This window comes from Octadecabacter ascidiaceicola (assembly GCF_900185015.1).
Classification (GTDB): domain Bacteria; phylum Pseudomonadota; class Alphaproteobacteria; order Rhodobacterales; family Rhodobacteraceae; genus Octadecabacter; species Octadecabacter ascidiaceicola.
This window is the reverse complement of sequence record NZ_FXYD01000001.1, coordinates 122,689-135,277: the sequence shown is the minus strand read 5'-3', so window position 1 is coordinate 135,277 and position 12,589 is coordinate 122,689. Positions and strand designations below refer to the sequence as shown.

Annotated in this window: 11 protein-coding genes and 1 tRNA gene; 2 read left to right on the top strand and 10 right to left on the bottom strand. The window is 54.7% G+C overall.

Annotated features, from left to right (window positions below; all coding sequences use genetic code 11):
* Window positions 1–283 precede the first annotated feature (283 nt).
* Together mepK and OCA8868_RS00705 are read left to right on the top strand one after the other, a co-directional pair.
* Complete coding sequence (mepK, locus tag OCA8868_RS00710) at window positions 284–853, top strand: peptidoglycan L,D-endopeptidase MepK (protein WP_093994647.1); 570 nt, start codon at window positions 284–286, stop codon at window positions 851–853.
* Between the two features lie 147 nt (window positions 854–1,000).
* Entirely contained in the window at window positions 1,001–3,688 is a 2,688-nt protein-coding gene (locus OCA8868_RS00705) for a peroxidase family protein (RefSeq protein WP_093994646.1), read from the top strand.
* 27 nt (window positions 3,689–3,715) lie between these two features.
* On the opposite strand, the gene OCA8868_RS00700 is transcribed toward OCA8868_RS00705, so the two are convergent.
* From OCA8868_RS00700 to OCA8868_RS00655, 10 genes are all read right to left on the bottom strand, one after another.
* Window positions 3,716–3,792: transfer RNA gene (locus OCA8868_RS00700), tRNA-Arg, on the bottom strand.
* Window positions 3,793–3,822: 30 nt separating this feature from the next.
* The gene (locus OCA8868_RS00695) at window positions 3,823–5,046 is read right to left on the bottom strand and encodes a cysteine desulfurase (protein ID WP_093994645.1); all 1,224 of its coding nucleotides are present in this window, start codon (window positions 5,044–5,046) and stop codon (window positions 3,823–3,825) included.
* On the bottom strand, window positions 5,043–5,684 hold the full coding sequence (locus tag OCA8868_RS00690) for a YIP1 family protein (RefSeq protein WP_093994644.1): 642 nt from the start codon (window positions 5,682–5,684) through the stop codon (window positions 5,043–5,045). The genes OCA8868_RS00695 and OCA8868_RS00690 overlap by 4 nt, the downstream gene beginning before the upstream one ends.
* Entirely contained in the window at window positions 5,684–6,169 is a 486-nt protein-coding gene (locus OCA8868_RS00685; protein ID WP_093995456.1) for a hypothetical protein, read from the bottom strand. Before OCA8868_RS00685 ends, OCA8868_RS00690 begins: the two co-directional genes overlap by 1 nt.
* Window positions 6,169–7,470 carry a Fe-S cluster assembly protein SufD gene (gene sufD / locus OCA8868_RS00680; RefSeq protein WP_093994643.1) on the bottom strand — a complete coding sequence of 434 codons (1,302 nt, stop codon included), beginning with the start codon at window positions 7,468–7,470 and terminating at the stop codon, window positions 6,169–6,171. Before sufD ends, OCA8868_RS00685 begins: the two co-directional genes overlap by 1 nt.
* Window positions 7,470–8,225, bottom strand: coding sequence for a Fe-S cluster assembly ATPase SufC (gene sufC, locus OCA8868_RS00675; RefSeq protein WP_093995455.1), 756 nt, complete (start codon window positions 8,223–8,225; stop codon window positions 7,470–7,472). The genes sufD and sufC overlap by 1 nt, the downstream gene beginning before the upstream one ends.
* A 78-nt stretch (window positions 8,226–8,303) precedes the next feature.
* Complete coding sequence (locus tag OCA8868_RS00670) at window positions 8,304–8,831, bottom strand: hypothetical protein (RefSeq protein WP_093994642.1); 528 nt, start codon at window positions 8,829–8,831, stop codon at window positions 8,304–8,306.
* Between the two features lie 131 nt (window positions 8,832–8,962).
* Complete coding sequence (locus OCA8868_RS00665; protein WP_093994641.1) at window positions 8,963–9,862, bottom strand: FkbM family methyltransferase; 900 nt, start codon at window positions 9,860–9,862, stop codon at window positions 8,963–8,965.
* Window positions 9,863–9,888: 26 nt separating this feature from the next.
* The gene (sufB, locus tag OCA8868_RS00660) at window positions 9,889–11,412 is read right to left on the bottom strand and encodes a Fe-S cluster assembly protein SufB (RefSeq protein WP_093995454.1); all 1,524 of its coding nucleotides are present in this window, start codon (window positions 11,410–11,412) and stop codon (window positions 9,889–9,891) included.
* Window positions 11,413–11,428: 16 nt separating this feature from the next.
* Window positions 11,429–12,520, bottom strand: coding sequence for a cysteine desulfurase family protein (locus tag OCA8868_RS00655; RefSeq protein WP_093994640.1), 1,092 nt, complete (start codon window positions 12,518–12,520; stop codon window positions 11,429–11,431).
* Between the last annotated feature and the right edge of the window lie 69 nt (window positions 12,521–12,589).

The following is a 12,589-nucleotide window of genomic DNA, read 5'->3' as shown; positions in this document are numbered from 1 at the left end:
GCAGCGAGCCTTTTAAGTCTATTCACAATCCCGCTATGACGCGAGTTGGTTTATTGCTGTCGCTGCACTGCCGCAGGCCGTTCTTGCACAAATGCAACAAGTCGTAGAATGCACACAATCTGCGCAAAATACCGCCTATTTCCCCCTTGATACGTATTCTCATCCCTTAAAGGGCTTGGTCCACGAATCATTTTGTGGCATAGAGTGCGGGCATCTGGGGACAAGAATGCAGAAACACCCGTAAAATTACGGGTTTACAGGTAAGCGACGGGACAGCGCTAACATGACTATGAAAACAACTTCGAGCATTTCTCGGCGTGGATTGCTGAGAGCATTTGCAGCGACCGCTGTCGTTGCCGCCCCAACATATTCAAATGCAGCAGGATTTTTGCGCGGTGGTGGCGATATTCGCCGCTTGAAAATGTATTCTGGCCGCACTGGCGAAAGCCTCGACACGATCTACTGGATCGAAGGTAACTACATTGCCGAGGCGATGACCGAAGTGAACCGCTTCTTCCGCGATTGGCGCAATGGCCAGACACACCAGATCGACACCCGTACGATCGATATTGTGGCCGCGACTCAGAACCTTCTGGATAATGACCAGCCCTACACGCTGATTTCCGGTTACCGTTCACCACAAACCAACGCGATGCTGCGTGCAAACTCGTCCGGTGTTGCGCGCAATTCACTGCACCTGCAAGGCAAGGCGTCCGACTTGCGCATGCAAGGCCGTTCCGTGAACCAAATGGCCCGTGCCGCTGCAAGCTGTAACGCTGGTGGTGTTGGACGTTATTCCGGTTCCAACTTTGTCCACATTGATTGCGGTGCTGTTCGCAGCTGGGGCAGCTAAGCCCCACGCCACAATTCAGAAAACAATCAAAAGGCCCGGACATAACTGTTCGGGCTTTGTGCATAATACACCATATTTCCTCAATTAATTTGTCAAAACCTTAACGACTCCCTAATAATCACGCGGGGGCGAGTTGAAGGTGGTCTGATGGCAAATAGCTGTCCTTTTCTTGCGAATATCGAAGCACAAGAACGTCTTACCGAGGCGCGCTATGATGATGGCATTTCGGAAACGTTCAGCGGTGGCGCTGATCTAGTGGACGTGTCGATGGTTGTGTTTGACCAAGACGGCGACGCACCCAACAGCGCTGGCCTATCCACGCTTTTTACCACCTTTGGCCAGTTCCTAGACCACGATCTGGTTCTCACACCCGAAGACCACGACGAAGGTGTGCTTGATCTGGTGGGTATGCCCCATGACATCGCACGCTCGGCAGTCGCCGATGAAATCGCCGATGGCGAAACGATTGCACCAACAAACGTCGTGACATGGCAGATTGACGGGTCACAGATTTATGGCTCCACCGAAGCGCGTATGGATGATCTGCGCAGCTTTGAGGGCGGCAAGCTGCGGATGCAGGACGACACGACCTCAGCTAGTGAAATGCTGCCCGATGCCCACGAAGACAGCTTCATGGCGGGCGACATCACGAGCGAGGACCCCGTTTACCTAGCTGGCGACGTACGCGCCAACGAAAACCCTAACCTGTTGTCTTTGCACACGATGTTTGCACGCGAGCACAACCATTGGGCTGAAAAACTTGCGCAAGAACACCCTGATTGGGATGATGAGCAGCTTTATGATGCCGCCCGATCCATCGTCGAATTCGAACTTCAACAGATTACGTATAACGAGTGGCTGCCTCATTTGGTTGGCGATGCTGTTGGCGAAGACACTGGATTTGATGCGGGTGTGTCAGGCGAAGTTTCCGTTGAATTCTCAACGGCCGCGTTCCGGTTTGGTCACACATTGGTTTCGTCCACAATTGATCGTGTCGCTGAAGACGGCACCGACGAAGGCTCATTGGCGTTGATGGACAGCTACTTCAACCATTCTCCGGTTGAAGATGGAGGTATCGAGGCAATCATTCGTGGCCAGCTTAGCGAAACGGCGCAAGAGCTCGACACGGAAATCGTCGATGACCTCAACTTTTTCCTCGAAACACCTGCTGGTGTTTCGGGTTTCTCGCTCGCCGCGATCAATATGGCGCGCGGGTTAGATCACGGGTTAGACAGCTACATCAATGTGCGCGCGCAGCTGATTGGGGATGTCGACCCTGACACTCTGGACCCAACCGATTTTTCCATCATCACCAGTGACGAAGACGTTCAGGACCGCCTTGCCGCGGTCTACACGGATGTGTTCCAAGTTGATCTTTGGGTTGGCGGTTTGGCCGAGGACGCCATCACCGGCACGCAAATGGGGCCCCTCTTTACCCAAATCATTGCGGACCAGTTCGCCCGCACCCGCGCAGCGGATGAAACCTTTGGCGACCTCGATCCTGCCTTAGGTGAAGTGATCATCGCCGAAGTTCAGGCCAGCACGTTCGCAACCATTATAGAACGCAATACCGACGTCGATATGGTGCAAGACGATGTTTTCATTGCCGAAGATCGCAGCCTGACAGATGCGGGCCCGATCGAAACCACTTGGCAGGCCGATATCATCACCCTCGCCGCAAAGACGGTAAACGGGTCGATCTACACCCAAGGGGGCGACGACGTTGTATCGCTTTCTGGTGGCACGATGATCACGGGTGATGTTCACACGGGCGACGGCAACGATACATTCGCCATGACCAGCGGAACAGTTGTTGGCAAGCTCTCCACTGGCGCGGGCGATGATACGGTTTCGCTCAGCGGCACAGCGGATATCCTTGGCGATATCTGCACAAATGAGGGCGAAGACAGTGTCGCGCTTTCGGATATGGCGCATGTGGCTGGCAATGTCAGGACCGGCGAAGACAACGACACAGTCACCCTGTCAGATCAGGCACGCATTGACGGCACGCTGTGCACGGGCGGCGGTGACGACGAAGTAACCATCGGCGCACGAACATCCGTCGATACAGTGAACTTGGTTTATGGTGATGACGTCATCAACCTCGAGGCCGGTGCTGACGTCGGCGAAATTCACGGTGGTAAAGGCTTTGATACCCTGAAGCTAACTGGGAACACCCGCGTTGAATATGACGGCAACCCCGCGAACGGCACCGTTTTCTATTTGGACGATGATGGGGATGACACGGGCGAAAGCGTTAAGTTTCATTCAATCGAGAGCATCACTTGTTTCACCATCGGCACGATGATCATTTCCGAGCGCGGAAAAATCGCGATTGAAACGCTTCAGATCGGCGACCGTGTTTGGACGCTGGACAACGGGTTGCAACCAATCGCATGGATTGGCCAAGCGACTGTTCCGGCAAAAGGCGATCTTGCGCCAATCCTGATCCGAAAAGGCGCGATGGACAACGCGCGTGATCTGCTGGTGTCCCCGCAACACCGGATGATGCTCGATGGATGGCGCGTTGAAATGCACTGCGGCGCAGATGAGGTTTTGGCCCCTGCCAAAGCCCTTACCAACGACGGATCAATCCGCCGTGTTGAAGGCGGTGACGTGACCTACATCCACATCGCGTTTAACACTCATGAGATCGTCATGGCCGAAGGCATCCCTTCAGAAAGTTTCTTCCCGGGCGCCGAAGCCCTAAATGCACTCGATAGAGCTGCGCGTGACGAAATCTTAACGCTGTTCCCTGAGTGGCGTTGCCCACATCTGCGCCCGCATGCCGCGCGCCGCGTTGTAACGACGCGCGAGGCCAAAGCGCTTCTTTGAAGTGTGGCTGATTGTTGCGCGGGTGAATGGCGGTCCCTAGAGGATTCGAACCTCTGGCCTCTGCCTTCGGAGGGCAGCGCTCTATCCAGCTGAGCTAAGGGACCTTCTGTGTCGCTATAGCCGTGGTCTTGGCCTTACGCAAACAACTTGTGGCACAACTCAAGCGCATCGACCAAGGCATCGACATCATCGGTTGTGTTGTACATCGCAAAGGACGCGCGGCACGTGGCCGCCAGACCAAGGTGATCCATCAATGGGCCAGTGCAATGTTGGCCAGCACGAACGGCCACGCCCTTTTTGTCCAAGACCGTTGAGATATCATGCGCATGGGCAGCCCCATCCAGTGTGAAGCTGAAGATCGCTGCTTTGTTCGCGCTGGTGCCTTGCACGTTTAGCCAATTCAGCCCGTCAAGTTTGGATCGCGCATAGTCACGAATGACGCGTTCATGGGCCGCGACATTCTCCATGCCAAGGTCCATCAAGTATTCAAGTGCAACGCCAAGGCCGATGGTTTGAACGATGCCCGGTGTGCCGGCTTCAAACTTCATCGGGGCGTCGTTGTAGATTACGTTGTCTTTGTGGACTTCGCGGATCATATCGCCGCCCCCGAGGAAGGGGCGCATTTCGGCCATACGTTCGGCGCGGATATAGATCGCACCGGATCCAGACGGGCCGTAGAGCTTATGTCCGGTGATCGGGTAAAAATCACAACCCAAGTCTTCGACGTCGACCGGCATATGCACGGCCCCTTGTGAGCCATCTATCAGTGTCGCGATCCCCTGTTCGCGGGCCGCGTGGCAGATGGTTTTTACGTCAACAACAGTACCAAGCACGTTGGACAACTGCGTCACCGCAATCAGCTTGGTGCGCGGCGTCACCGCATCAAGAACCTTTTGCGGATCCAGATCGCCATTGGCGTCCACATCCACCCAAACCAGTTTCACACCCATGCGCTCGCGCAGGAAATGCCACGGCACAATATTGGCGTGGTGTTCCATGACGGACAGGATAATCTCATCCCCCGCTTGCATGTTTTCCATCGCCCAGCCGTAGGCCACCGTGTTGATGCCCTCAGTGGTGCCGGAATTCAGGACGATCGTGTTCTCGTTCGTTGCACCAAGGAACTTCGCGATTGTGCCGCGCACGCCCTCGTATTTTTCCGTCGCCAAGTTAGACAAGTAATGCAGCCCGCGATGCACGTTCGCATACTCGGACGCATAGGCCGTGTTGATCGCGTCAATAACGACTTGCGGTTTTTGCGCAGAGGCCCCGCTATCAAGGTAAACCAGCGGCTTGCCGTTCACTTCGCGTGACAAAATCGGGAAATCCGCACGAACGGCGGTGACATCAAAACTCATAGCTCATTTCCAATCGGCAATGGCACAATGGTGCCCTCTGGTGCCAAGCCTAAGGCGGTGGCTACGAAGACAAGCACAAAAAACAGGCCAACCGTCGCAAGGACCGCTACCAATGCGGACCGGCCAAGACTGTTAAACTCATGGCCGACGTTCACAGCATGGCCAAGCCCGCGCAGCGATACGTAAAACGCCACCAGCAGTAAACCAAAGGCAAAGATCGGCAGGACAATATCCATCAGATAAACGCCGACGAACAACACCGTAACAACCATCTGCAAAACAGCAGTGACCGAGAAAATATCAGCCAGATCGCCCTGCCCGCCCATGCGCTTCCCGACCCAGAACAGCGCAAGACTGCCGCAAATTCCTGTGACCACAGCAATGGCGCCTTGCGCAAACGGGCCAGCGCGCTCCAATTGTAATCCTTGGGTTTCAGAGATCGGCAAGATGATGTCAGGCGACCCGATCAGGATGTAATGCGCACCCGCCGCTACCGCAGATACGACACCCGCTAGCACGATCATCAAGATCGAGACTTCGAGCGGCAGTTTGGCGGATTTGACCAGCTCAAACGCCAGACGCGGGTTACGCACGGTCAGCTTGGTCCACTCCATGAGGCTGGCAAATGAAAGCTCCATCAGCGCGCCCTACTCGTCTCAATCAACCCACAAACCCAGAACCAGACCAACACGACAAGCCACAGCCCGCCGATCATGATCGTGCCCGGATGATCCGCCCCGTTGAACCCAACGAGAAGCCCGTAGAACAAGGCCAATGGCGTGGCCGCAAGCCAGCCCCAAAACACCGAAAGCCGCGCGCCATAAGAAGTCGCGCTTTTGCGGAATGCATAGGTCACAGCAAATGCCGCAAAAGACAGCGCGTAAAAGCCAAGCGGCCAAACCAAAAGCCAAGAGACAAACGCATAAACCATGTCCCGCTGGAAATTTCCGCCCTCAAAGACCGCATTGCGTTGCAGCGCGGGCAAATAGGACACGAACACAATGAAGCAGCCGATCATCAACCAGGCAATCGCGCGGTCTTCCCGTTGGCCCATTGCATACAACTCCCCCGCCACTTGGCGAGGGTTGCGGTACATCCGTACGATATCGCGACTAACAGGCATCAGCTCGCGCGGCGCGCCAGCCAACCTTCAAGGCGTTCAAGAATGCCCTCGGCCAGCGTTTCGTCTTCGATTTCTTCCAGTGCTTCGGCAAGGAAGGCCAGAACCAACAAATCCGTTGCCTCGGCTTCTGGAACACCACGAGATCGCAAATAAAACATCGCGTCTTCGTCGATCGCGCCCGTCGTGGACCCGTGCGAACAAATGACGTCATCTGCGTAAATCTCAAGCTCAGGCTTGGCGAGGAACTGGCTGTCGTCATCCAGCAGCAACGACTGGCTGATCTGATAGCCATCCGTCTTTTGTGCATCCTTTTTCACAAGGATCTTACCCTGAAAAACGCCCGTTGCACCGTTGCGCAGTACCTTTTTGAACACCTGACGGCTTTCGCAATTCACCGCATCATGGGTGATGAACACCGTGTCGTCATGGTGGAAATCCTTCCCGTCGCCAACGCACGCCCCCGCCACATGGGCAATTGCGTCGTCGCCGGTGAGTTCAATCACGCACTCGTTGCGCGTCAGCACGCCGTTCATGGTCAGCGTAAAGGATTTGAACGCAGACTCGGAGCCAAGACGGGCAAAGCACCCTGTCACGGCGCGGCGTTCATGGTCACGACCCTGCACACGGACGTGGTTGAATTTCGCAGTGTCAGCGACGTCAACTTCCAACAACTTGTTAAACCGTGCAGCGGCTGGTCCTGTTTCCAGAAGGGTCATTTCAGCCCCTTCATCCAGCTTGATGCAGTGGTGCAGGATCGCATCGGAAGTGTCTGATTTATGAAGATAAACCAAATTTACGGGTTTGCTCACCTTGCCGGTGACGTGAATGAACACACCATCAGTTGCAAGCGCGGTGTTCACCGCTGCAAGCGGGCGTTGTACCGCATCTTGGCCGCGTGTTTCCAGAACTCCATAGAGGTCTTTGACCCAATGAATATCCTTGCCAGCCACATCCGCCAGACGTTCGATCTCAAGGCCTTCAAGCGCGAAATCATCTGATGCGTCCGCGTCAAATACGCCGTCAACGAAGACAATTTTCAGGCTTTCGACATCTGCCCAAAGCGGGGCTTCGTCGTATTGGAACACAGCTGCTTTGGGGGCATCCGCGTGTACCAAGCTGTCCGGCTTGGTGAATTTCCAATACTCGTCCCGCCCATGAGGAAGGCCCATTTCACGCAAGCGCCCAAGCGCATCTGCGCGGGCATCATTGGCCCATGCAGCGCCCGTTGGCACGGCGCGATCCGCCAGAAACGCTTCTGTCGCGTCCTGCTTTACTTGCAACATTTTGCTCGACTGGGCCATTAGGCCACCTCTGCCAGAATGTCGGCGTAGCCGTTGTTTTCAACTTCCAGCGCAAGCTCAGGTCCGCCTGTTTTCACGATACGACCGTCGGCCATGATGTGCACAACGTCCGGCTTGATGTGGTCCAGAAGGCGTTGGTAGTGCGTGATAACTAGGAACCCACGGCCCTCGTCACGCAGGGCGTTCACACCTTCGGACACCAGCTTCATGGCGTCCACGTCTAAACCGGAATCTGTTTCGTCCAAGATACACATCTTTGGCTCAAGCATGGCCATTTGCAGGATCTCGTTACGTTTCTTTTCGCCGCCAGAGAATCCAACGTTCACGGGGCGCTTCAACATGTCCGCGTCGATCTTCAGCGTCTTGGCCTTGGCGCGGATCACCTTCAGGAATTCGCCCGCTGACATTTCTTCTTCGCCGCGTGCTTTGCGCTGAGCGTTCACAGCGGTGCGCAGGAAGGTCATGTTACCAACGCCCGGGATTTCCACGGGGTACTGGAACGCAAGGAACAGACCAGCGGCGGCGCGCTCTTCGGCTTCCATGTCCAGCAATTCATCGCCGTCCAAAGACGCGGAACCACCTGTGACTTCGTAGCCGCCCTTTCCGGACAGAACATAGGACAGTGTCGATTTACCGGACCCGTTCGGCCCCATGATCGCATGCACCTTGCCTGGTTCAACCGTCAGGTTAACACCCTTAAGGATCTGCTTATCTTCTTCTTCAAGTTTGACGTGCAAGTCTTTGATTTCTAGCATCTTATTGTGTTCCCATAGCATTAGAGAGGGCTCGCGTTACCGCGGCCCTCTGCATTAGTTTAGTTGTAAATTTCGGTGTTAGGTCAGCAGGCTTGCGGTTGCCATCATATCGGCAATCCAGCTCTGCGGATAAAAACGTGCGTAGACTTCTGGCGCTAGTGCAACCAGTTCTCCCTCGAACAATACTGCCCCAATGAAGCCTGCCATCTGTAACGGTACCGTTTGTTTGGAACGCAGGCCCAGAACGAACATCGCTACTACGCTGATGATCACAGCCAAGGTCAGCGATGTTGGAACGTTGCCGATCAAGGCTGCGGCGTCCACGCCCTTTGCGGCGGCAAATGCCATCGCGGTGTCCAGATAGGTGAAGTCGATCCAACGCGCTGCGATCACGCTGACCGCGCCCACAGCCAAGGCCGCGACGTACATCAGTGGATTGCGTTTCTTTTGCGTGGATTTCTTCACGGCTTTCACAGAAGACTTGCGTAGGAAGCTGCGTTCGTCGCGTACGGTAGCCAAGCCTTGTCCGGGCACGGTCCACGACGTGGTCTTGCCTGAATTGATCTTGTCCATGCGTTGCGCAAATGTTGTCGTACTGACTGCCATTTTGATCGCTCCCGTTTTGCTCTAGACGAAAATCTAGTTTACGGGTGCGTTCAAATTGGGGCGAAACGCGGTCAGCCAAGAGGCTTTTCCAAGTTACATCACGTTGAGATATCGGCTGAATGCAGGTCATCTTAATCATCCACATCCACGTCGATACGCATTTCTGCATCCAAAGCGTTCAGATATGACGCGGTGATTGTCTTGGGCAAAAGCCCCCGCTCCACCAAGATATCCAAGCAGAACAGACACAAATCGGGTGCGGACAACACGACATCTGCGGCCAAAGCAAATTTTTGCAACTGAAGGTCAGTCAGATCCGATGGGTTTTCAAGCGACCGTATATAGGCCGCGTCCCCATCCAGTAATTGCGTCCTCGCCTTTTTGGAAAGCTTTTTCCGCTGGGAGTTCGGAAGTGGTACGCGCTTTTGATGTTGAAACGAATGTAAGACAAATCCCTGCTTGCGCATTTCAATGTCCAATTCCGCCCAAGACGGTTCACCTTCGTACATTTGGTAAAACCGCACTTCAGGAATAATCACCAAAGCGTCCGATAGCGTTTTGGTACCACCCTTCATGACATCTAGTTCAGCGCCTTGGATATCCATCTTAAGGATATCCAGCTTTGGCATGTCGTCCAAGTCATCCAAGGACACCAGGTCAATTGGGAACTCTTCTACTGGGCGACGTACCCAAAACATCTTCCCTAAATACTTTGCGGCCTTCGGCGCGATTTTGAAAACAGAAGAAAGCGAACCGATTGTGTGGGAATAAAACGTTGCCGGCCCAGGTTTGCCGACAGCCGATTGAATATATCTCGTGTTCGGTTCAGCATTCGCTTTAAGCACGGCGAAAGCTTCTGGTTCCGGCTCAAAACCAATCAGTTCAGCCACATCCAAGCCCAATAAGGGCTGATAGACCGGAGGCTTTTTCATTTTCCGCGCACCGATATCAGCGATCTGAATGCGCTCAGAAATACCGAGCGCGGACGCGAGTAAACGCGCTCGCTTTCGAGCATTTCTGTTCCGATTCATCTATTCGCCCCGATCCGGTTACACATTTAGCCAACCGACCCTTCAAGCGAGATCGCGACCAATGCCTGTGCTTCCATGGCGAATTCCATTGGCAGCGCTTGCAACACTTCCTTAGCAAAACCATTCACGATCAAAGCAACCGCTTCTTCCTCGTCCATACCGCGGGATTGGCAGTAGAACATTTGATCATCGTCGATCTTGGATGTTGTGGCTTCGTGTTCCACACGGGATGAGTTATTCTTCACCTCAATGTATGGCACCGTATGCGCCCCGCATTTGTCGCCGATCAACAGGCTGTCACACTGGGTGTAATTCCGGCTGTCTTTGGCTTTCGGGTGCATAGATACAAGCCCGCGATAGGTGTTCTGCGCCTTACCGGCCGAGATCCCCTTAGACACGATGCGCGACTTGGTGCGCTTGCCAAGGTGGACCATCTTAGTACCTGTGTCTGCCTGCTGCATGTTGTTGGCAATAGCGATGGAGTAGAACTCGCCTTGGCTGTCGTCGCCGCGCAGGATGCAGCTTGGGTATTTCCATGTCACGGCGGAACCTGTCTCAACCTGCGTCCACATCACTTTGGAACGGTGCCCACGGCAATCGGCGCGCTTAGTCACGAAGTTATAGATGCCACCCTTGCCGTCTTCATCCCCAGGGTACCAGTTTTGAACGGTGGAATACTTCACCTCAGCGTCGTCCATGATCACGATCTCAACGACCGCAGCGTGCAGCTGTGCTACATCGCGTTTAGGTGCCGTGCAGCCCTCAAGGTAGGACACATAGGCGCCCTCGTCACAGATGATCAGCGTGCGTTCAAACTGGCCTGTGTTTTCAGCATTGATCCGGAAGTACGTAGACAATTCCATCGGGCATTTGGTGCCTTTGGGGATATAAACAAACGAGCCATCCGAGAACACGGCGCTGTTCAGCGTCGCATAGAAGTTATCCTGCACAGGCACCACGGACCCAAGGTACTTCTTCACCAGCTCAGGGTGATCTTTGATCGCCTCGGAGATGGAACAAAAGATGACGCCCGCCTTGGCCAGCTCATCCTTAAAGGTCGTTCCAACAGACACAGAGTCAAACACCGCATCCACAGCAACCTTGCGTGGTGCGTCTGTCAGTTCTTCAGCGCCTTCAACGCCGGCCAAGATCGCCTGTTCCTTCAATGGTATGCCAAGCTTGTCGTATGTCGCCAACAACTTCGGGTCGACCTCATCCAATGACTTTGGCTTCACTTCCATACTCTTTGGACGGGCATAGTAGTACTGATCCTGAAAATCGATCTTTGGGTAATCAACCATCGCCCACTCGGGCTCTTCCATTTGCAGCCAGCGCTGATACGCGGCCAGACGCCACTCCAGCATCCATTCGGGTTCGTCGTTCTTGGCAGAAATCAAACGCACGATATCCTCAGACAGACCGAGCGGCGCATATTCCATCTCGATGTCCGTGTCCCAGCCGTACTTATACGTGCCAGACAGCGCCTGAACTGCGTCAACGGTTTCCTGATCCACACCGTCTTTAACGTCTACTTGGTCAATCGTGTCCATTTGCTTCATCCCTACTTCAAGCCGCCCCTGCCGCAGAACGGGCACAGTGCTTGTTTAATTTATCAGTCCAGACATCCACGAAACGCGTGACGTCTTCCTCAGTGTTCTCTGGCCCCAGCGACACACGTATCGCGCTCGCTGCATCGGCCTCGTTGTATCCCATCGCCATCAGCACACGGCTGGCTTTCACCTTACCGCTGCTACAGGCAGACCCTGCAGAAACAGCAAAACCCGCCAAATCCATCGCCACTACTTGCGTTTCACCTTTCCAGCCAGGTGTCAGCAAGCACGACGTATTGGGAATCCGCGCTTCATCTTTCCCGACTAAAATAGTCTCCTTTGACGCAGCCTCAACCCCAGTTTCTAGAATATTTCTAAGTTTCTCGACTTGGTCCCAAACACCGCTCTCAAGGTCTCGCATCGCGGCCTCGATAGCAGCGCCCATACCTGCAATGCCAATGACGTTTTCAGTCCCGGATCGACGTCCCATTTCTTGGCCGCCCCCAACAGACAAAGGATCGGTATCAAGGTTATCACGAATAATGAGCGCCCCGACCCCCTTGGGTCCACCAAACTTATGTCCCGTCAAAATCGCCATGTCCGCCCCAGACCATGAAAACGCAAACGGAATGCGCCCTACGGCTTGGGTGATATCCAGTAACAGCCAATCCGCGGCAGCCCGTCCGACGGGCCATTGCTCATCTACCTTTTCAGGCGGGCGCGTGATGACACCTGTCTCAGAATTCGCCAAGCCCATCGCCAGCGTATGCCCCGGCCCGTTTGGCTTCATCTCCCAGTGATACATGGAACTCTGCGCCCAAAGCGCATCATGGGCAGACTGATCCACCAAAACATCAGCACCCGTCTTCGGGTTTCCTAAAACACTCGCCGCTTCTGTCGCCCCACTGGTAAAGACCACCTCAGCCGGATTGCACCCGACAGCTGCCGCCACCTGCGCACGGGCACGCTCAACCATTGCCTTGGCCGCACGCCCCTCGCTATGCACGGAACTCGGATTGCCAACGACATCCATCGCTTCAATCATCGCGGTACGCGCCTCAGCCCGCAAAGGCGCTGTCGCATTATGATCCAAATAGACCCGCTTCACTCCGCGCCTCTTTCCATTGTCTTTGTTTCAAAAATATCCCGGGGGAGTCCAAAGGACGGGGGCAGAGCC